Below are 18,712 nucleotides of genomic sequence, written 5' to 3'. Positions count from 1 at the left end.
AGGGAAGAGACACTGTCGCTTGGACTAGCGACTCAATTCGCCGCGGACCTTGCCGCAGCCGGCATGTAGATCTGCGCGTAGCCTTCCTTGATCGCCGAGGTGATGCGATCTAATCGGCGGTCGATGTGCTTCTCCAGCACCGAGACGCAGGCCTCTTCGTCGCGCGCCTTCAGTCCTTCGACGACCGCGCGGTGCTCGGCCTGGGTGTTGGAACGGTTGATGCTGTCCATGTCGATCCAGCGGACGAAGCGGATGCGGGCGTTGACGTTGCGGAGCACGCGCAGCATCTCGGCATTGTTCGACATCGCCATCAGCCGCTCGTGAAAGGTCTCGTCGAGCTCGACCAGCTCCACCGAGGAGCGCTCGCCGGGATCGGGACCGGTGGCTTCGAGGAATTTCAGCAGCGCGTCGATGTCCTCGTCCTTGGCGCGCTTGATGGCGAGGCGGACCGAGGCGACCTCGATCGACTTGCGCAGCTCGTAGAGATCGAAGATCTCGTGCGCGTCGAGCTCGCGGCAGAAAAAACCCTTGCCCGGCGTGAAGCGCAGGAAGCCTTCGGTGTTGAGACGGTTGAGCGCTTCGCGCAGCGGCGTGCGGCTGACGCCGAGGCGTTTTGCCAGCTCGCCCTCGTTGAGCCGTTCGCCCGGCTTGAACTCATAGCTCACGGCCATCGCCTTGAGCTGTTCATAGACGCGATCGACGATACTATCGGAAGCCAGTTCCACGTTGCTCTTCATAAGCTGCATTCATGCCCGAACACAGCCCAATATACCGGGGCTGTATGGACGATTGCAATCCAAACAGCTGCCTAGCACATCTTGTGCAGAGCTTTGCGACAGCCGGACTCAGGCAAACGCGCGCGGGCGCAGTCCAGCATGAAACCAGGTGATCATGGAATAGATGTCGTAGACCGGCAGTCCAACTTCGGCCTGCAGAGCTGCCGCATAAGGCGGCATGTTGGTGCATTCGAGCACGATGGCGCCGACATCCGGATTTTTCGCGACCAGCTCCTTGCCCGCCTCGACCACGTCACGCTCGGCCTGGGCCACATCCATGTCGTCCTTCTCGGCCTTGATCAGGACGCGAAAAAATTCCTTGCCGTGCTCGGTGCCGACCAGTGGCGTATCGAGCGGCACGCCGGCGCCTTCGAGATGGGCCGGCGTCAAGGTCGAGCCCGAGACCGTGACGAGGCCGACACGCTTGCCTGGGGGCAAGGTCGCCTGCACCCACGGCACCTGCATCAGCGACGAGGTCGCAACGGGAACGCCGACGGCGGCCGCGATCTCCTTCTGAAACAGCGAGAGGAAGCCGCAATTGGTGGTGATGGCTTCCGCGCCCAGCCGGACGAGGTCCTTCGCCGCATCGATGAAGTCAGGCAGCAGGCCGGCGGCGCCCTTCAGCACCACCTTCTCCGGCGACGCGCCGCTCACCACCCGATAGAGCACGGGGAACGGCCAGGTCGTGCCGTTGCCCATGTCGCCGGGAATGCGGGGAAAGCGCGCTTCCAGCATCAAGATGCCGAGCGGCGCGCCATAGATGGCCTTGCCGCCGCGGGCGATGCGAGAGGACGAGTTGGCTGGATAGGTCATGTTGCGTTCTCAGAGGAAGCGAGTGGGCGCGAACGGCGCGAGCGGAATCTCCGGCTGCTTGCCGCTCAGAAGCTGCGCGACCAGACGGCCGGTGCGGGCCGATCCGACCAGGCCGACATGGCCATGGCCGAAGGCGTAGACGATATCGCGCGAGGCACGCGCATGGCCGATACAGGGAAGGCCGTCCGGCATGCTCGGCCGATGGCCGAACCAGGTTTTGATGCGCGAGGGGGGAATGTCCTTCGGCAGTTTCGGGAACATGCTGAAGAGGTTGTTGCGCAGGATTTCGGCGCGCTTCCAGTTCGGCGCGGCCTCGAGGCCCGCGATCTCGACCGTGCCGGCGGCGCGCAGGCCCTTGTCGGTCCAGTTCACCACCATGCTGACGTCGGACGCCATCATCGAGCTGCGCGGACCCGATTCCGGGTTCTCGATCATGACGTGATAGCCGCGCTCGGTTTCGAGCGGCAAGGGATCGCCGACGGATGCGGTGAGCTGTTTTGACCGCGCGCCGGCGGCGACCACCGCGGCATCGCAAGCAATCTCACCGGTCTCGGTGAGAACGGCAACGAGCTTGTTGCCTGAAAGCTTCAGACCGGTCGCCCTGGCATGAACGAGCTTGGCACCGCTCGCGAGCGCATGCTGGGCCAGCGCCGCAACGTAAGCGCCGGGATCGCGGCAGCGGCCGGCTTCCTCCACCACCACGCCAAAGGTGTAGCGCGGATGCAGATCCGGCTCGCGCTGACGCATCTCGTCGGCGCTCAGCTCCATCCATTCGACGCCGACCTTCTTGCGCAGGCGCCAGCCGAGATTGCTGTCGAAATTGCCGCGCGACGGGAATACGTGCATCACGCCGTTGCGCTCGACCAACTCGGGCACGCCCGCTTCTTCCGCGAGCTTCTTGTGCAGCAGCGGCGCGTCCTTCAGCAGATCGCGCAGCGCAAACGCCGTCTTCTCGACCCGTGCCTCGGTCCAGCCCGAGAGCAAATACTTGATCAGCCAGGGCAGCGCCTTCGGCAAGTAAGACCAGCGGATCGCGAGCGGGCCGAGCGGGTCCATCAGATAACCCGGCACCTTCTTCCAGAGGCCCGGCTCGGCCGGCGGAATCACCGAATGGGAGGAGAGCCAGCCGGCATTGCCGTAGCTCGCCGCCTGTTCGCCACCGGGCTCGCCTGCGTCGATCAGCGTGACGCGATGCCCCTCGCGCAGCGCCTCGATGGCGCTGATCACGCCGACCGCGCCGGCTCCGATGATAGCGACGTGGCGGCCTTCCGACATCGGCTACGCCTTCACCGCCGGCGCGAAATCCTTGCCGACCGAGATCGCGCGCGGATCGATGATGCAGTGGAGGATCGACGGCTTGCCCGAAGCGAGCGCGCGCTCGAACGCCGGCGCAAACTCTTCGGTGCGCTCGACGCGCTCGCCATGGCCACCGAATGCCTTCGCATACATCGCAAAGTCAGGGTTCTTAAGCTGAGTTCCGACCACGCGGCCGGGATAATCACGCTCCTGGTGCATACGGATGGTGCCGTATTGCGAATTGTCGACGACGATGACCACCAGCGGCGCATCGTACTGCACGGCGGTCGCGAACTCCTGGCCGTTCATCAGGAAGCAGCCATCACCGGCAAAGGCGACGACGACGCGATCCGGATATTGCCGCTTTGCAAGCACCGCAGCCGGCACGCCATATCCCATCGAGCCCGAAGTCGGCGCGAGCTGGGCGGCAAAGCTGTGGAAACGGTGATGGCGATGGATCCAGCCGGCATAGTTGCCGGCGCCGTTGCAGACGATCGCGTCCTTCGGCAGGCGGTCGCGGAGCCAGGTCATGACCTGACCGTACTGGAATGTGCCCGGCAGCTCACGCGCCTTGTCGGTCCAGGCGAGGTAATCGGCGTGCGCCTTGGCGGCCTCGCCCTTCCAGGCAACGGCGCCAGCGGGCTTCAGCGCCTCGACGGCGGCGGCGAACGCGGCGGGCGTCGCCTGGATCGCGAGCGCCGGCTGATAGATGCGGCCGAGCTCTTCGGAGCCCGGGTGCACGTGGATCAGCTTCTGCTGCGGGGTCGGAATGTCGAGCAGCGTGTAGGACGAAGACGGCATCTCCGACATGCGGCCGCCGATCAGGAGAATGACGTCGGCGCCATCGATACGCGCCTTCAGGCCCGGGCTCGGCCCGATGCCGAGATCGCCGGCATAATGCGAATGATCGGCGTCGATCAGCGAGGCCCGGCGGAACGAGGTCGCGACCGGCAGGTCGAACCGTTCGGCGAAGCGCGCGATGCTCTTGGTCGCCTCATCCGTCCAGCGCGAGCCGCCGAGGATGACGAGCGGCGCCTTGGCACTCGCCAGCATCGCACTGACCTGCTCGATGTCAGCGGGCGCGGGCCAACTCACCGCCGGCTCGACGCGCATGGCATCGGCAACGGCGGCTGTTTCGGTCAGCATGTTCTCCGGCAGCGCGATCACCACGGGACCCGGACGGCCCTGCATGGCGACGCGGAAGGCACGCGCGACCAGCTCCGGAATGCGATCGGGGCGATCGATCTCGACCGCCCATTTCGCCATGGTGCCGAACACCGCCTTGTAGTCGAGCTCCTGGAACGCCTCGCGCTCGCGCATGCCGGTGTCGACCTGTCCGACGAACAGGATCATTGGCGTCGAATCCTGCATCGCGATGTGGACGCCGTGGCTGGCATTGGTGGCGCCGGGGCCGCGGGTGACGAAGCAGATTCCGGGACGGCCGGTGAGCTTGCCATAGGCTTCCGCCATCATCGCAGCACCACCCTCGGCGCGGCAGATCACGACGTCGATCGGGCTGTCATGCAGCGCGTCGAGTGCCGCGAGGTAGCTCTCGCCCGGCACGCAGGTGACGCGCTCGACGCCTTGGGCGACGAGCTGATCGATCAGGATCTGGCCCCCGGTGCGGGTGTTGCGAATGGTCATGACAGCTCCCTGCAGGCTTTGGCGATGCGCATCACGGCCTCGCGCAAGTTTTGTTCCGAGGTGGCGTAGGACAGGCGGAAATAAGGTGCAAGGCCGAAACAGCTGCCCGGCACCACGGCCACGTCATGCCTCTCCAGCAGGAAGCGGCAGAACGCGGCATCGCTATCGATAACGGTCCCATCCGGCGTGCGGCGACCGATCAGGCCGGCGCAGCTCGCATAGGTATAGAACGCACCTTCCGGCCGGCGGCAGGTGACGCCGTCGATGGCGTTGAGCGCATCGACCACGATGTCTCGGCGGCGCTGGAACGCGGCACGGCGTTCGATCAGGACATCCTGCGGGCCGGTCAGCGCGGCGATCGCAGCGGCCTGGCTCACCGAGGAGGGATTGGTCGTGCTCTGGCTCTGCACCACCGCCATCGCTGCGATCAATTCGCGCGGACCGCCGCCATAGCCGACGCGCCAGCCGGTCATGGCGTAGGCCTTGGAAACACCATTCACGGTCAGCGTGCGTGATTTCAGGCTCGGCTCGAGCGCCGCTGCGGTCACGAACGGCATGCCGTCATAGATCAGGTGCTCGTAGATATCGTCCGCCATCAACCAGACATGCGGATGGCGCTTGAGCACATCCAGGATCGGGCGAAGCTGCGCGGCCGAATAGGCGGCTCCGGTCGGATTGGACGGCGAGTTCAGCAGCAGCCAGCGCGTCTTCGGCGTGATCGCGCGTTCGAGATCGGCGGCATCGAGGCGAAAGCCGTTCTCCTCGCGACAAAGCACGTCCACCGGCGTGCCGTCGGCGATCCGCACCATGTCGGCATAGCTGGTCCAGTAAGGCGCGGCCAGGATGACCTCGTCGCCGGGACTGAGCGTCGCCATGAAGGCGTTGTGGATCACCTGCTTGGCGCCGGCGCCTGCGGTGATCTCGTCGGCGGCATAGACGAGATCGTTCTCGCGGCGGAATTTCTCGGCGATGGCCGCCTTCAATTCCACCGTGCCGTCGAGGATGGTGTATTTGGTCTGGCCGGCGCGGATGGCGCGCTCGGCCGCGTCCTTGGCATGGTCGGGCGTATCGAAGTCAGGCTCGCCGGCGCCCAGCACGATCACCGGCCGCCCCTCGCGCTTGAGCCGCTGCGCGACCGCACCGATCTTCAAGATCTCGGAGACACCGATCGCGCTGATGCGCTGCGCGGGGCGGAAGGTCGATGCGGGCGCCTGGACAGTCACGGCCGAGCCTCAACTACGTGCGGCGATTGCGATCACCTCGATACGGAAGGCGGGATCGGCGAGCTCGACCTTGCCGCAGGCGCGGGTCGGCGTGTTGCCCGGCACGACCCAGGCATCATAGACCGCGTTCATGGCGTCGAAATCGTCCATGTTCCTAAGCCAGACCTGCACGCTGAGCAGGCGCGATTTGTCGGTGCCGGCGCGCGCCAGCATGTCGTCGACCTTCGCCAGCGCCTCTTTCGTTTGCTGGGTGATATCAGCGGTCTTGGTGTCCGCCACCTGACCTGCGAGGAAAACGAGATCGCCGAACACGGAAGCGCGGCTGCGGCGGGCGTTCTGGTCGATGCGGGTGATATCAGACATGGGATGTCCTTAACTTTACTTGCCGGTGGCGATGATGCGGCGGCAGTGGTCGAGCGCCGCGCCGATGAGGTTGTCGCTCGCCTCGGGCGTGCGGAACGCCGAATGCGCCGACAGCGTCACGTTCGGCAGCTTGGTTACGGGATGCCCCGCCGGCAGCGGCTCGACGGTGAAGACGTCGAGGCCGGCATGGGCGATGTGGCCGGAGCGCAGCGCATCCAGCATTGCGTCTTCATCGACCACAGCGCCGCGCGCCGTGTTGATCAGAATGCTGCCGGGGCGCATCTGTGCGATGCGCTCGCGCGACAGGAAACCCTTGGTTTCGTCGTTGAGCAGGAGGTGCAGCGAGACGACGTGGCTGTCGGCGAGCAGCTTCTCCAGCGAGACGAACTCGACGCCCGGATGCGTCTTCGGCGTCCGGTTCCAGGCGATCACCTTCATGCCGCAGCCCGCCGCCATGCGCGCGGCTTCCGCGGCGATGCCGCCGAAACCGATCAGCCCGAGCGTCTTGCCGGTGAGCTGAACCGCGTCACGGCGCAGCCAGTTGCCCTCGCGCATGCCGCGATCCATCTCGCCAAAGCTCTTCGCAGACGCCCACATCAGCGCGATCGCGCATTCGGCAACGGCCGTATCGCCATAACCCTTGATGGTGTGGACGGAGATGCCGCGCTCGGCGAGCTCTTCCGGATTCATGTAGCTGCGCGCGCCGGTGCCGAGGAAGACGACGTGCTTCAGCTTCGCGCACTTCTCGGCAATCGCTGATGGCACCGCCGTGTGGTCGACGATCATGATCTCGGCATCGCCGAGCAGGCCGGGCAGATCGTCGGGCTTGATCGAGGGATTGCGGTTGATGCTGACCGGCAGCTTCTGCGAGGCCAGCAGCTTGTCGGTCACCGCTGCCAGGGTCTCGTTCGCATCGACGAATAGGGCGCGCACAGGCCTCTCCTTCAGCTCACTTCCACATTGCGTTCAGTCTTGTATTCAGACTTAAATGCAATTTACAACCCCACCCTATCAGGAATTTTGCGCAATCCTGCCAAGATATTGGGCTCATTTCTGCCTTGCCGCCCAAATGGCCAGCAACTCGAAATACCGTATTGCATTTTATCCTGAATACAGAAATAGTCCAGAGGCCGGACACGATCCGACCCAGATTCCAGGGAGACAAAGACCATGAATCGCAGGGATGCTCTCACCACAGTCGCGCTGGCAGGCGCAGCGATCGCCGCCGCGAGCGGCTCGGCCAGGGCCGATGCGCCGGCCTCCACGCTCGACCGCATCAAGAAGAATGGCGTGCTGCGCGTCGCCGTCATCGTCGGCCAGGAGCCCTATTTCCATAAGGACCTCGCCACCAACGAATGGTCGGGCGCCTGCATCGACATGGCCAAGGACATCGCCGGCAAGCTGGGCGCCAAGGTCGAGACGCTGGAATCGACCTGGGGCAACCAGATCCTCGATCTCCAGGCCGACAAGGTCGACCTCGCCTTCGCCGTGAACCCGACGCCGGAGCGCGCGCTCGTCATCGACTTCTCGACGCCGATCCTGGTGCACTCCTTCACCGTCATCACCAAGAAGGGCTTTGCCAAGCCGCAGACCTGGGCCGAGCTCAACAAGCCCGAGGTCAAGATCGCCGTCGACATCGGCTCGACCCATGAGACGATCGCGCGCCGCTACTGTCCGAAGGCGACCATCCTCGGCTTCAAGAACCGCGACGAGGCGATCCTGGCGGTTGCGACCGGCCGCGCCGACTGCAACGTCTCGCTGGCCGTGCTCTCGGTCTCGACCCTGAAGAAGAATCCGAACCTCGGCGATCTCGCCATTCCGCGGCCGCTGCTGACGCTGCCGACCAACATGGGTATCCGCGCCGAGAGCGACCGCCGCTACAAGGATTTCCTCAGCGCCTGGGCCGACTACAACCGCGCGATGGGCCAGACCCGCGAATGGATGCTCAAGGGTTTTGAGGCGGTCGGCCTCACCGTCGACGATCTCCCGCCCGAAGTGCAGTTCTGACGGTCGATCGATGTACGTCTGGGACTTCGCGGCGCTCAAGCCGTATTGGGGCCTGATCTGCCAAGGGCTCCTGGTCACCGTGTATTACACGGTGACCACGGTGGTCGCGGGTCTCGCCATCGGACTGTTCGTCGGCATCCTGCGCACGACGGCACCGCGCTGGGTCACGGTGCCGTTGCGTCTCTATATCGAGGTGTTCCGCTGCACGCCGCTGCTGGTGCAGCTGATCTGGGTCTACTACGCCCTGCCCGTGCTGATCGGCGTCGACATGTCGCCGGCGATGGCCTGCTTCATCGCGCTGTCGCTCTATGCCGGCTCGTTCTATGCGGAAATCTTCCGCGGCGGCATCGAAGCCGTCGACACCGGCCAGTGGGAGGCCGGCCGCGCCATCGGCATGCGCCGCGGCAAGATCTTTCGCCGCATCGTGCTGCCGCAGGCGACGCAGGTGATGATCCCCTCCTTCATCAACCAGACCATCATGCAGCTGAAGAACACCTCGCTGGTGTCGGTGGTCGCGGTCGGCGACCTCCTCTATCAGGGCACAGTCATCACGGCGTCGAGCTACAAGCCGCTCGAGGTCTACACCACGATCGCCATACTTTATTTCGTCGTGCTGTTCCCGCTGACGCTGGTCGCCGACCGGGTCGAGCTGAAAATGGGAGCGCATCGATGAGTGCTCTGATCGCTGACAACATCCACAAGGCGTTCGGCGACCATGAGGTGCTCAAGGGCGTCTCGCTCTCGGTCGCCCGCGGCGAGGTCGTCACCTTGATCGGCGCCTCCGGCTCGGGCAAATCCACCTTCCTGCGCTGCCTGAACCTCCTGGAAATGCCGCAGCAGGGTGAGCTTGCCATCGGCACGCATAAATTCGCCTTCGGCAAGGGCATGCGCGCCGCCGGCGATGCGCAGCTCGCGCTGCTTCGGCGCAGCGTCGGCATGGTGTTCCAGCATTTCAACCTGTTCCCGCACATGTCGGTGCTCGCCAACGTCACAGAGGGGCCGGTGCAGGTGAAGGGCATGGCGCGAAACGACGCCGATGCGCTTGGCCGCGATTTGCTCGCCAAGGTCGGCCTCGCCGACAAGGCCGACGCCTTTCCGAGCCGCCTCTCCGGCGGCCAGAAGCAGCGCGTCGCGATCGCGCGTGCGCTCGCGATGAAGCCAGACGTGATGCTGTTCGACGAGCCGACCTCGGCGCTCGATCCCGAACTCGTCGGCGAAGTCCTGTCCGTCATCCGCAGCCTTGCGAGCGAAGGCATGACCATGGTGCTGGTGACGCACGAGATGGCCTTCGCCGCCGACGTCTCCACCCGCGTCGGCTTCATGAACGACGGCATCATGGCCGAGATCGGCACGCCCGAAGAGACCATCCGCCAGCCCCGCAGCGAACGGCTGAAGTCCTTTCTCAGCCGGTTTCACGAGACGCATTAGACTGCCTGGCAAGACCATTCCGAATCGGTGGGGACACCCATGAAACTCCGCGGCGGCTTCACGAATTACGGCGAGACGATCGGCATCCTGATGCTCGATACCCGCTTCCCGCGCCCGCGCGGCGACATCGGCAATGCGCTCTCCTATGATTTCCCGGTGCGCTACAAGATCGTGCGCGGCGCACACGCCACAAGGATCATGGGTGACCACCCCGATCCCGCCCTGCTCGAGCCGTTCATCGCGGCGGCCCGCGAGCTGGAAGCCGACGGCGTCAAGGCGATCACGACGAGCTGCGGCTTCCTCGCGCCATTCCAGAAACAGCTCGCGGCCGCCGTGAACATCCCGGTCTTCACCTCGAGCCTGATCCAGGCACCGTTGATCCATGCCATGCTGCCGCCGGGCAAGGTCATCGGCATCTTCACCGAACGCGGCCACCACATGAACGAGGGGCATTTCCGCGGTGTCGGCTGGTCGCCGGACGAGATCCCCGTCCAGATCCAGGGCATGAAGCCCGATGCGCAGTTTCCCGCAACCTACATTCTCGGCCGCGAGGAACTGGACACCGACGTGCTGCGCGCCGAGATGATCGAGATGACGGAAGCCTTCATGGCGTCCTGCAAAAACCCGGGTGCGATCCTGTTCGAATGCACCAACATGTGCCCGTTCTCGAAGGACGTTGCCGAAGTCTCGGGCCTTCCGGTGTTCGACATCAACACGTTGATCAATCTGGTCTACCGCGCGGCCAATCCGGTGCCGTTCCTGCCCTGATCGCCCTTCCAGACGATCAGCGGCAATTGAATCGATTGTCAATCGCGCCAAAGGCGCGGCAAAAATTCACACCATACTCTTCGTGCGAATTCGCAAATGCTGCGGGGTCGTCGTTTGACAGCATCGGCGCTTGCGCGGCACGCTGACCACGCCGGTCCAACCTTCGACGACGCTCGCTGGAGCGTGCCTGTTCGACCTCACGTCCCGCGAGGACGCGCGAAAGGAACATCGACATGATCGAGCTCACGGTCAACGGGACCAAGCGCCAGGTCGACGTCGTTCCCGAGATGCCCCTGCTCTGGGTGCTCCGCGACGAGCTCGGCATCACCAGTCCGAAATATGGCTGCGGCGTCGCGCAATGCGGTGCCTGCACCGTCCAGATCGACGGAGCCGCCGTGCGATCCTGCCAGGCCCGCATTGGCGATCTCGCCGGCAAGTCGGTCGTCACGCTCGAAGGATTGGACAACAGGGAGCAGCATCCCGTTCTGCAGGCCTGGATCGAACATCAGGTTCCGCAGTGTGGCTACTGCCAGACCGGCCAGATCATGCAGGCCATCTCGCTGCTTGGATTGATCGACAAGCCGACGGACGAGGACATCAACGAAGTGATGTCCGGCAACCTCTGCCGTTGCGGCACCTACCCGCGCATTCGCACCGCGATCCACGCGGCTGCCGCAAAGATGGTGGGGAAGTGAAATGGGACTTCAGACGCTTTCCCGCCGCACTTTCGTTTTCGGTTCCGCCGCCGTGGCTGGCGGCATCGCGTTCGGTTCCTATAGCGACGCAGCACAAGCCGCGACTGCCAGTGACAATCCCCTGAGCACCAGTCTCGGGCCGAACTCCGTGACCTTCAATCCCTGGGTCGAGATCAGCCCCGAAAAAATCACGCTGATCGCCCAGCACGCCGATATCGGCCAGGGCGTCGGCTCGGTGCAGCCGATCATGATCGCCGAAGAGATGGACCTCGATCCCGGCCAGTTCGAAGTTCGCTTCGCCGGCCCCAGCCCCGCCTATTTCAACACCGGTTTTGCCGACGAGTTCGCACCGTTCGTGGCTGCGGACCAAAGTCCCGCCGCCGAGGAAGCGCGCGCCAAGACGCTCGAATGGCTGAGAGAGTCCGGCCTGCAGATGACCGGCGGGTCGAGCACGCTGCCGGACACCTATGAAAAGCTGCGCGTTGCCGGCGCGGTCGCGCGCGAGACGCTGAAGGCCGCCGCTGCCAAGCGTTCGGGTGTCGCCGTGGCCGACCTGCGCACCCAATCAGGCCATGTGATCCTGCCCAACGGCACCAAGATCGCCTACGTCGATCTCTCCGTGGACGCCGCAAAGATTCCGCCGGTGCTCGATGCCAAGCCGCGCGATCCGTCGAAATGGCGCATGCTGGGCAAGCCGATGATGCGCCTCGACGTTCGCGCGAAGGTCATGGGCGAGCTGAAGTTCGGCATCGACCAGAAGATGGACGGCATGCTCTATGCCGCCGTCAAGCTGAACCCTGGCAAGGGCCAACCCCTGAAGTCATACGACGCCAGCAAGGCGCGATCGATGCCGGGGGTCAAGAAGATCCTGGAAATCAAGAATGGCGTCGCGGTGATCGCCACGAACAGCTGGTACGCGATGAAGGCGGTTGACGCCGTCACTTGCGAGTGGGCGCCCTCGGCCTATCCCGCCGAGCAGGCGGATCATTGGAAGGTTCTTGAATCCTCGTTCAAGCCTGAATTCCTGGGCAAGGAGTGGCGGAAGACCGGCGATATCGAAGCCGGGCTGAAGACGGGCAAGCTTGTCGAGGCCGAATATCGCGCGCCCTATGTGGGGCATCAGCCGCTCGAGCCGTTGAACGGGATCGGCCTCGTCACCGACAAGGGGATGGAGATCTGGGTCGGCCATCAGAGCCCCCGTTTCGTGCAATATGTCGCGGCGACGGCGATCGGCCTCAAGCCGGAACAGGTCACCTTCCACAATCAGTGGACGGGTGGAAGCTTCGGCCACCGTCTCGAATACGAGAACGTCCGCGTTGTCGCCGAGATCGCCAATCAGATGAAGGGAACGCCGATCAAGCTGGTGTTCTCGCGCGAGGAGGATTTCCTCCAGGACATTCCGCGGCAGATCGCGATCGCCCGGCACCGAGGCAGCATCGACAAGAGCAAGATCGTCGCAGCCGATCTGCAACTGGCCTCGACTGCTCCGCTCAAGGGGCTGCTCGAGCGTTCGGGCACACCCTCGAAGGATCCCGACGGGCAATTGGCTGCCGGCCTGTGGAATGTCTATTACGACATCCCCAATTTCCGGGCCACAAGCTACGAGGCGCAGGGGCTTTCGCCGAGCACCACGTGGCGGTCGGTCGGCGCCTCGACATCGGGCTTCTTTACCGAGAGCTTCATCGACGAGCTGATCCACGCGGCGGGTCTCGATCCCATGAAGGCGCGCATCGTGATGTGCACCGTGCCGCATTATCGCAAGGTGCTGGAAACGGTCGCGGAAATGTCGGACTGGAAGGGACCACTCGGAAACGGTAGGGGCCGCGGCGTCGCGTTCGTTGAATCCTTCGGCACGCCGACAGCCGAAGTCGTCGAAGTCACGAAGACGGAGCGAGGCATAAGGATCGACAAGGTCTGGGTCGCTGTCGACGTCGGCAAGGTGGTCGATCCCGTCAACTTCGAGAACCAGGTGCAGGGCGGCGTCATTTGGGGCCTCGGCCACGCCATCAATTGCGAGCTCACCTACGCCAAGGGCGCGGTGCAGCAGACCAATTACAATCACCACGAAGCGATGCGGATCTACCAATGCCCCGTCATCGAAGTTCGCGGGCTCGAGAACGATCCCAAGGTGAGAGGCGTCGGAGAGCCGCCTGTTCCGCCAGCCGCCCCCGCACTCGCCAACGCGATCTTCGCCGCGACCGGGCAGCGCATCCGCGAAATGCCTTTCAACAAGTTCATCGATTTCGTGTGAGGCGAGCCATGAAGAGTTCTCTCATTGTGCTCGCTTTCGCCGCTTCGACAATTGCGGCTCTCACCGGGATTGTCGCGGCCAAGGACGAAGCGAACAAGGACGCTTTGCCGCCGGGCAGCGTCAGCCGCGCCGAAGGTCTGGAGGCCTGGAAGCGGATTGAAGCCGTGGTGACCCATCCGCGCTGTGCCAACTGCCACGTCGACGCCAAGGCCATACCGATCTGGACGCCGGCAGGCGAAACCAGGCCGCGCGTCCACGGCATGAACATCCACGGCGGCGACAGCCGCATCGGGGCCGAGAAGGTTGCCTGCTCGACCTGTCACATGACCTCTACCCAGGCGAACGACCCGGCGCCGTCACCGCCGCGTGCCGGTATCGACTGGCAGCTGGCGCCAGTCGAGTTCATCTGGTTCGGCAAGAGCGGCGCCGAGATCTGTACGCAGCTGAAGGACCCCAAGCGCAATGGCGGCCGCGACGCTGTGGGCCTGCTGGCGCATCTACGGCACGACGCATCGCTGAACGGCTTCATCCCGCGCGGATGGGCGCCCGGAGCTGGCCGCACGACCCCACCGGGCACCTTCGAGGACCACGTCAAGGACATGGCCCTGTGGGGCGCTGCGGGACAACCGTGTCCGAACTGACGGTCTTGCTGTTGCCTAGCGGCAGGCCTGCTCGCGCTGAACCCAACCCGTCGCAATCGCGCTTGCCCAGCTGAGCATGCCTTTGCTGCGCGCCAGTGCGGCCATAGCCGAGGTGTCGTAGGGCACGTAGCGGATCGTCGCGGACCAGTCTGCGCCGGCATGCTCCAGAATCGCGTAGCACGCATGCGGCGTACCGACCTCGACCACGTAAGGAACGGGCGCCTTCCCGTCATAACCGGGCAACCCGACGCTGCCGGGATTCACGACCAGACGTCCATCCCTCAAACGCACCACGCGCGGAATGTGGGTGTGGGCGCACAGGATGATCTCGGCGTCGATCCCCTCAGCTTCAGCCTCGATCGCGTCGATGCCGCTCGGACGCGGGCAGCCGTCGTCGGCGATGTGGTCGAGCCAGAAAGCTGCGTCATCCCTTGGCGATCCATGGCACAGGAACACCCGTCCCTTGTACATGAGCGTGGACGGCATGCTTGCCATCCAGTCGAAGTGCTTGCGCGCGAGCTGACGGAAATCGCTGCGAGCGGAGCCGCCGGCCTGCCAGAGCTCGACGAGGATTCGATCTTGGTCGCCCCGTATCGACGGAAAGCCCCTCGCCATCAACAGGTCCGCGGTCCTGGCTGCCTCGAGCGGGCCACTGACGTGGTCGCCGAGGTTCACGACCTCAGCGATGCCGAGCATGGCAATGTCCGCAAGGACGGCTTCAAGTGCCGGACGATTCCCATGCACATCCGCGATGGCAGCAAATCTCATTTGGCCCCTCCCATTCGGAATGGCCGATCGTTCTCGCTATGCGGGGGATGCAGGACTGGCTAGTCAATTTAGCTACGTCTCTTTAGCTGCATTTGTAGAAGCGCCCGCAAGCTGAGGATCAAATCGGCGCTGCCAGAAGAATTACACGATCGTGGTTGCCAGGCAAGCAATGCGAGTTACGAACTGTCGCGGCAATGCCGACGTGACCTCGGGAAAATAACACGCTACGTTTCCCGGACAAGACCAAGAGGAAACGCCAATCGTGTACGACTTCATTATCGTCGGCGGCGGCTCGGCGGGGTCCGTGCTGGCCCACCGGCTCTCCGCAAAGAGCGCGAACAAGGTCCTGCTGTGCGAGGCCGGACAGGACACACCGCCCGGCAACGAGCCCGCCGAGATCAGGGACAGCTATCCGGGCACGGCCTATTTCGATCCCCGCTTCCACTGGACCGAACTCAAGGTCACGACCCAGATCGTCAGCCACAACAATCCGAACGAAGCGCGTCCTCCTTTACGCAAATACGAGCAGGCGCGCGTGCTCGGCGGCGGCTCGTCGATCAACGGCCAGATGGCCAACCGCGGCGCACCGACCGACTACGATGAATGGGACGCGCGGGGCGCCGACGGCTGGAGCTGGAACGACGTGCTGCCCTTCTTCAAGAAGGTCGAGCGCGACCTCGATTTCGACGGCCCGTACCACGGCAAGAACGGCCGAATTCCGGTACGCAGAATTCCGCGTGAGCACTGGACGCGGCATTCGCAGGCGTTCGCCGACGCCTTCCAGCAGGCCGGCCATCAGTTCGTGCCGGACCAGAACGGCGAGTTCGTCGACGGCTATTTTCCGGTGACGCATTCCAATCAGGCCGAGCAACGCGTCTCGGCCGCGATGGGTTATCTCGATCGTGACACGCGCAAGCGCGCCAATCTCACCATCTCCACCAACACGCAGGTCAGGGAGCTGCTGTTCGAAGGCACGCAATGCGTCGGCGTGAAGGCGATGGTCGACGGACGGGAACAGGAATTCCGAGGCCGCGAGATCATCCTGTCCAGCGGCGCCATCCATTCGCCGGCGCATCTCCTGCGCGCCGGCATCGGCCCGGTCGGTCACCTCAAGGATATGGGCATTCCGGTCCTGATGGGGCTGACAGGCGTCGGTCAGCGCCTGATGGATCATCCCTCGATTTCGCTGTCGTCCTTTGTCCGCCGCGGCGCGCGCATGAACGAGCACACCAGGCGCCACATGCAGCTTGGCCTGCGTTATTCATCCGGGCTGTCGGGCGTACCGAAGGGCGACATGTTCGTCGTCCTGCTCAGCAAATCGGCCTGGCACGCGGTCGGCGAGCAGATCGGCTCGCTGCTGACCTTCGTCAACAAGACCTATTCCGAGACCGGACAGGTCAAGCTCGCCTCGCGCGATCCCGCCGCCGAGCCGATCGTCGAGTTCAATCTGCTGTCCGACCGCCGCGACCTCGATCGCCTGATGAGCGGCTTCCGCAAGATGGCGGCCGTGCAGATGAGCGACGTGGTGAAAGCGGTGACGGACAAGCCGTTTCCGGCCGCCTATACGGACAAGGTGCGCAAGATCGGCGTGGTCAATACCAAGAACAGGATCCTGACCAAGATCGCCGCGACCTTGATGGACGGGCCGGCGGCGCTGCGCCACTACCTGATCGACAATTTCGTCGTCGAAGGTTTCACCTTCGACCAGGTGATGAACGACGACGATGCGCTGGAAGCCTTCGTCCGCAAGGCGACCATCGGGGTGTGGCACGCCTCGTGCTCATGCCGCATGGGCCGGGCCGACGATCCGATGGCGGTGGTCGATAATCAAGGCCGCGTCAAAGGCGTTCAGGGCCTGCGCGTCGTCGACGCCTCGATCTTCCCCGTGGTGCCATGCGCCAATACCAATTTCCCGGTGCTGATGTCGGCGGAGAAGATCGCTGCGGCGATGGTGCAGTGAACGCTAGCGACTGCCGGGCAGGTGGAGGGATTCATGGATTGCAGCATCCGCCCGGCGCGCGAAGAGGATAGCGGCGAAATCAGCGCCGTCATTCTGCGCGCACTGCGCGTGACAAATGCGAGGGATTACACAGACGAGATCATCGAACGGGTCGAGCATAGCTTCAGCCCGACCGCCGTTCTGGAGCTGATCCGCAAACGCACGGTCCTTGTTGCCGCCCTTGGCGGCCGCGTCGTTGGAACGGCGAGCCTTGACGGAAGCGTCGTCCGCACGGTCTTCGTGGCTCCCGACGTTCAGGCGCAGGGGATCGGCAAGTTCCTGATGGCCGAGATCGAGCGCATCGCGCGCGAGCGAGAGATCGCTTTGTTGACCGTCCCGTCTTCGGTCACCGCGGAATCGTTCTACGCGCGGCTCGGGTTCAAGGCCGTGCGCGACAGCTACTTTGGCGATGAGCGCACGATCATCATGGAGCGATCGCTCGATGCCCCTATGTAGGCCTGGATTGGCTCGCAGGCGGGAGGAACGGCCATGCCAACATTGCAAGTTCTACGACACGGCGAAGCTCGCCAACAGTCGCGCCGGCTTGCGGCAAATTCATTATCGCCTGCAACACACCGAGGTAGTGCCACGCCAATCCGTCGATGTCAGCTGTCACCGCCAATTCTCCACTTGCGACCGCCTCGCGTAAAATGCCGCCGAGGATCGCGCGCTGCCGCGTAAGTCCCTGCCGCGCGACCGACTGGCCTGCCGGAGGCAGGTCCACCATCTCAGCGCACGATCGGGCCAGCATGCATCCAGCGGGCCGCGCCGTCTTGCCCGCTCTGGGCAAGAATTCGTGCAACAGCGCTTCAAGCTGTTGGCGCTTCGTCTCGCCTCGAACGGCGCTCATGCGCCGCTCGACGCGCTCGATGTAAGCCGAAAGGACCTCTTCGAATAGCCCGTCCTTGTCTTGAAATCGCTTGTACATACTCGACCGCGACAAGCCCATCGCTGTCGTCAGTTGATCGATCGACGAAGCCGAATAGCCGTGACGCCAGAACACATCCATCGCGGAATTGATCACGGCATCGTCATCGAATTGGGGTTTTCCACTCATGCCATTCCCACTTGACATCATGGAACGATCGTTCCACGTATCTTGAACTGATCGTTCCAAGATACGGAAGGTTATCCGGATGTTCAACCCCTCCCAGCGTGGCGCCGGCCGCACGCGCATTGCCGTTGCTGGAGCCACAGGTCGCGTGGGCTCCGCCTTGATTTCGAAACTGTTCACGGAACCGGTTGAGATTGTGGCATTGACCCGCACGTCGGATGCTGGACGTCTGCCGTCCGGAGTTTCGCTTGCGACCGTGGACTTCGATGCGCGATCGACTTTGGACAACGCGCTGCGCGGAGTTGACCGTCTGTTCCTCGCCCACGGCACGTCCCCCCGGCAAGTCGCCAATGAAATTGCGCTGATCGACGCAGCCGTGGCCGGCGGCGTAGGCCACATCGTCAAATTGTCCGTGTTGGGACCACCGTCTCGGCTACATCCGTTCGACTGGCATGCGCAAATTGAGGCGCATCTTGCGGCCTGCGACGTAGGCTTCACGGTTTTGCGGCCATCGAGTTTCGTCGATATCCTGGCACGGGCTGGCGCTCCAGTCGCCAATGACGCATGGGGCGGGGCAGCCGGCGATGGATTGGTCAACTTGATCGACACGCGCGATGTGGCGGACTCGGCTTTCGCTGTGCTTCTCGACGACGCGCACTTAACGTCCCAGCGCGCCTATCATCTGACCGGGCCAATCGCGGTCAGCATGCCTGAGATAGCAAATGAAATGTCCAGACTGCTTGGACGTCTCGTCACATATCAGCACCGAAGCCCTGCGGAGCAGCGTGAGAAGCTGATGGCGTCTGGACTCAACGAATTTGTCGCCGACCTGCTGCTCGGTCTGGATCGCCTTTTCTACGAATCGGTCCTCGCAGAAACCACGTCAACTGTTCGCGAGTTGACTGGCCACGCTCCGCGCCCGGTAACCGATTGGCTAAGCGACAACATCTCGGTGTTTCAGGCGACGCATCATGGAGTCTAATCTC

The 18,712-nt window shown here is 64.0% G+C and carries 20 protein-coding genes; 10 read left to right on the top strand and 10 right to left on the bottom strand.

Annotated features, from left to right (window positions below; genetic code table 11):
• Positions 1–32: 32 nt before the first annotated feature.
• The 7 genes from AB7531_RS08540 to AB7531_RS08510 form a co-directional block, all read right to left on the bottom strand.
• Complete coding sequence (locus tag AB7531_RS08540; RefSeq protein ID WP_245328552.1) at positions 33–737, bottom strand: GntR family transcriptional regulator; 705 nt, start codon at positions 735–737, stop codon at positions 33–35.
• Positions 738–845: 108 nt separating this feature from the next.
• A complete protein-coding gene (locus tag AB7531_RS08535) occupies positions 846–1,589 on the bottom strand; it encodes an aspartate/glutamate racemase family protein (RefSeq protein ID WP_014492734.1) in 744 nt (247 codons plus the stop codon).
• Between the two features lie 9 nt (positions 1,590–1,598).
• Positions 1,599–2,864, bottom strand: coding sequence for an NAD(P)/FAD-dependent oxidoreductase (locus AB7531_RS08530; RefSeq protein WP_063981351.1), 1,266 nt, complete (start codon positions 2,862–2,864; stop codon positions 1,599–1,601).
• 3 nt (positions 2,865–2,867) lie between these two features.
• Complete coding sequence (locus AB7531_RS08525) at positions 2,868–4,529, bottom strand: thiamine pyrophosphate-binding protein (protein ID WP_063981350.1); 1,662 nt, start codon at positions 4,527–4,529, stop codon at positions 2,868–2,870.
• Positions 4,526–5,752, bottom strand: coding sequence for a pyridoxal phosphate-dependent aminotransferase (locus tag AB7531_RS08520; RefSeq protein ID WP_063981349.1), 1,227 nt, complete (start codon positions 5,750–5,752; stop codon positions 4,526–4,528). Before AB7531_RS08520 ends, AB7531_RS08525 begins: the two co-directional genes overlap by 4 nt.
• Before the next feature lie 9 nt (positions 5,753–5,761).
• Entirely contained in the window at positions 5,762–6,115 is a 354-nt protein-coding gene (locus AB7531_RS08515; protein ID WP_063981348.1) for a RidA family protein, read from the bottom strand.
• A gap of 15 nt (positions 6,116–6,130) precedes the next feature.
• Positions 6,131–7,048: an NAD(P)-dependent oxidoreductase gene (locus tag AB7531_RS08510; protein ID WP_063981347.1), complete on the bottom strand. Its 918-nt coding sequence runs from the start codon at positions 7,046–7,048 to the stop codon at positions 6,131–6,133.
• A 237-nt stretch (positions 7,049–7,285) separates the two neighbouring features.
• On the opposite strand from AB7531_RS08510, the gene AB7531_RS08505 reads away from it, so the two are divergent.
• The 4 genes from AB7531_RS08505 to AB7531_RS08490 are packed head-to-tail and all read left to right on the top strand — an operon-like array spanning position 7,286 to position 10,318.
• Complete coding sequence (locus AB7531_RS08505; RefSeq protein ID WP_063981346.1) at positions 7,286–8,122, top strand: transporter substrate-binding domain-containing protein; 837 nt, start codon at positions 7,286–7,288, stop codon at positions 8,120–8,122.
• 10 nt (positions 8,123–8,132) lie between these two features.
• Positions 8,133–8,795, top strand: a complete 663-nt coding sequence (locus AB7531_RS08500) for an amino acid ABC transporter permease (RefSeq protein WP_063981345.1) — start codon at positions 8,133–8,135, stop codon at positions 8,793–8,795.
• Complete coding sequence (locus tag AB7531_RS08495) at positions 8,792–9,550, top strand: amino acid ABC transporter ATP-binding protein (RefSeq protein ID WP_063981344.1); 759 nt, start codon at positions 8,792–8,794, stop codon at positions 9,548–9,550. The genes AB7531_RS08500 and AB7531_RS08495 overlap by 4 nt, the downstream gene beginning before the upstream one ends.
• Positions 9,551–9,589: 39 nt before the next feature.
• Positions 9,590–10,318 carry an aspartate/glutamate racemase family protein gene (locus AB7531_RS08490; RefSeq protein ID WP_063981343.1) on the top strand — a complete coding sequence of 243 codons (729 nt, stop codon included), beginning with the start codon at positions 9,590–9,592 and terminating at the stop codon, positions 10,316–10,318.
• A gap of 16 nt (positions 10,319–10,334) precedes the next feature.
• Here the strand turns inward: AB7531_RS08490 and AB7531_RS08485 are convergent, their stop codons facing one another.
• Entirely contained in the window at positions 10,335–10,553 is a 219-nt protein-coding gene (locus AB7531_RS08485) for a hypothetical protein (protein ID WP_135216107.1), read from the bottom strand.
• On the opposite strand from AB7531_RS08485, the gene AB7531_RS08480 reads away from it, so the two are divergent.
• Genes AB7531_RS08480 through AB7531_RS08470 form a run of 3 tightly spaced genes read left to right on the top strand, consistent with a single transcriptional unit; the run spans position 10,552 to position 13,905 of the window.
• A complete protein-coding gene (locus AB7531_RS08480; protein ID WP_167768222.1) occupies positions 10,552–11,013 on the top strand; it encodes a (2Fe-2S)-binding protein in 462 nt (153 codons plus the stop codon). The genes AB7531_RS08485 and AB7531_RS08480 overlap by 2 nt on opposite strands.
• A 1-nt stretch (position 11,014) precedes the next feature.
• Complete coding sequence (locus tag AB7531_RS08475) at positions 11,015–13,264, top strand: xanthine dehydrogenase family protein molybdopterin-binding subunit (protein ID WP_063981342.1); 2,250 nt, start codon at positions 11,015–11,017, stop codon at positions 13,262–13,264.
• A gap of 8 nt (positions 13,265–13,272) precedes the next feature.
• The gene (locus AB7531_RS08470) at positions 13,273–13,905 is read left to right on the top strand and encodes a hypothetical protein (protein ID WP_063981341.1); all 633 of its coding nucleotides are present in this window, start codon (positions 13,273–13,275) and stop codon (positions 13,903–13,905) included.
• Between the two features lie 15 nt (positions 13,906–13,920).
• Here the strand turns inward: AB7531_RS08470 and AB7531_RS08465 are convergent, their stop codons facing one another.
• Positions 13,921–14,673 carry a metallophosphoesterase family protein gene (locus tag AB7531_RS08465; protein WP_063981340.1) on the bottom strand — a complete coding sequence of 251 codons (753 nt, stop codon included), beginning with the start codon at positions 14,671–14,673 and terminating at the stop codon, positions 13,921–13,923.
• Positions 14,674–14,935: 262 nt separating this feature from the next.
• On the opposite strand from AB7531_RS08465, the gene AB7531_RS08460 reads away from it, so the two are divergent.
• Both AB7531_RS08460 and AB7531_RS08455 read left to right on the top strand, forming a co-directional pair.
• Positions 14,936–16,633 carry a GMC family oxidoreductase gene (locus AB7531_RS08460; protein WP_063981339.1) on the top strand — a complete coding sequence of 566 codons (1,698 nt, stop codon included), beginning with the start codon at positions 14,936–14,938 and terminating at the stop codon, positions 16,631–16,633.
• Between the two features lie 33 nt (positions 16,634–16,666).
• Positions 16,667–17,128, top strand: a complete 462-nt coding sequence (locus AB7531_RS08455; RefSeq protein ID WP_063986122.1) for a GNAT family N-acetyltransferase — start codon at positions 16,667–16,669, stop codon at positions 17,126–17,128.
• Here AB7531_RS08455 and AB7531_RS08450 read toward each other — a convergent pair.
• Positions 17,121–17,729, bottom strand: coding sequence for a TetR/AcrR family transcriptional regulator (locus AB7531_RS08450; RefSeq protein WP_063981338.1), 609 nt, complete (start codon positions 17,727–17,729; stop codon positions 17,121–17,123). The genes AB7531_RS08455 and AB7531_RS08450 overlap by 8 nt on opposite strands.
• Before the next feature lie 79 nt (positions 17,730–17,808).
• Between AB7531_RS08450 and AB7531_RS08445 the strand changes: the two genes are divergently transcribed.
• Positions 17,809–18,708, top strand: a complete 900-nt coding sequence (locus AB7531_RS08445) for an NmrA family NAD(P)-binding protein (protein WP_063981337.1) — start codon at positions 17,809–17,811, stop codon at positions 18,706–18,708.
• Positions 18,709–18,712: the final 4 nt, after the last annotated feature.

The sequence above is a fragment of the Bradyrhizobium sp. 63_E2_N1_3 genome, assembly GCF_052076005.1.
GTDB lineage: Bacteria > Pseudomonadota > Alphaproteobacteria > Rhizobiales > Xanthobacteraceae > Bradyrhizobium > Bradyrhizobium barranii.
Note: the sequence above shows the minus strand (reverse complement) of the source record. Positions and strands in the feature narration are given on the sequence as shown.

Coding starts and splice junctions, on each gene's coding strand:
- AB7531_RS08465 (WP_063981340.1), bottom strand. CDS start 14,673: ATGAGATTTGCTGCCATCGCGGATGTGCATGGGAATCGTCCGGCACTT.
- AB7531_RS08530 (WP_063981351.1), bottom strand. CDS start 2,864: ATGTCGGAAGGCCGCCACGTCGCTATCATCGGAGCCGGCGCGGTCGGC.
- AB7531_RS08490 (WP_063981343.1), top strand. CDS start 9,590: ATGAAACTCCGCGGCGGCTTCACGAATTACGGCGAGACGATCGGCATC.
- AB7531_RS08475 (WP_063981342.1), top strand. CDS start 11,015: ATGGGACTTCAGACGCTTTCCCGCCGCACTTTCGTTTTCGGTTCCGCC.
- AB7531_RS08485 (WP_135216107.1), bottom strand. CDS start 10,553: ATGTCGATGTTCCTTTCGCGCGTCCTCGCGGGACGTGAGGTCGAACAG.
- AB7531_RS08500 (WP_063981345.1), top strand. CDS start 8,133: ATGTACGTCTGGGACTTCGCGGCGCTCAAGCCGTATTGGGGCCTGATC.
- AB7531_RS08445 (WP_063981337.1), top strand. CDS start 17,809: ATGTTCAACCCCTCCCAGCGTGGCGCCGGCCGCACGCGCATTGCCGTT.
- AB7531_RS08495 (WP_063981344.1), top strand. CDS start 8,792: ATGAGTGCTCTGATCGCTGACAACATCCACAAGGCGTTCGGCGACCAT.
- AB7531_RS08515 (WP_063981348.1), bottom strand. CDS start 6,115: ATGTCTGATATCACCCGCATCGACCAGAACGCCCGCCGCAGCCGCGCT.
- AB7531_RS08535 (WP_014492734.1), bottom strand. CDS start 1,589: ATGACCTATCCAGCCAACTCGTCCTCTCGCATCGCCCGCGGCGGCAAG.
- AB7531_RS08525 (WP_063981350.1), bottom strand. CDS start 4,529: ATGACCATTCGCAACACCCGCACCGGGGGCCAGATCCTGATCGATCAG.
- AB7531_RS08470 (WP_063981341.1), top strand. CDS start 13,273: ATGAAGAGTTCTCTCATTGTGCTCGCTTTCGCCGCTTCGACAATTGCG.
- AB7531_RS08480 (WP_167768222.1), top strand. CDS start 10,552: ATGATCGAGCTCACGGTCAACGGGACCAAGCGCCAGGTCGACGTCGTT.
- AB7531_RS08450 (WP_063981338.1), bottom strand. CDS start 17,729: ATGAGTGGAAAACCCCAATTCGATGACGATGCCGTGATCAATTCCGCG.
- AB7531_RS08505 (WP_063981346.1), top strand. CDS start 7,286: ATGAATCGCAGGGATGCTCTCACCACAGTCGCGCTGGCAGGCGCAGCG.
- AB7531_RS08540 (WP_245328552.1), bottom strand. CDS start 737: ATGAAGAGCAACGTGGAACTGGCTTCCGATAGTATCGTCGATCGCGTC.
- AB7531_RS08455 (WP_063986122.1), top strand. CDS start 16,667: ATGGATTGCAGCATCCGCCCGGCGCGCGAAGAGGATAGCGGCGAAATC.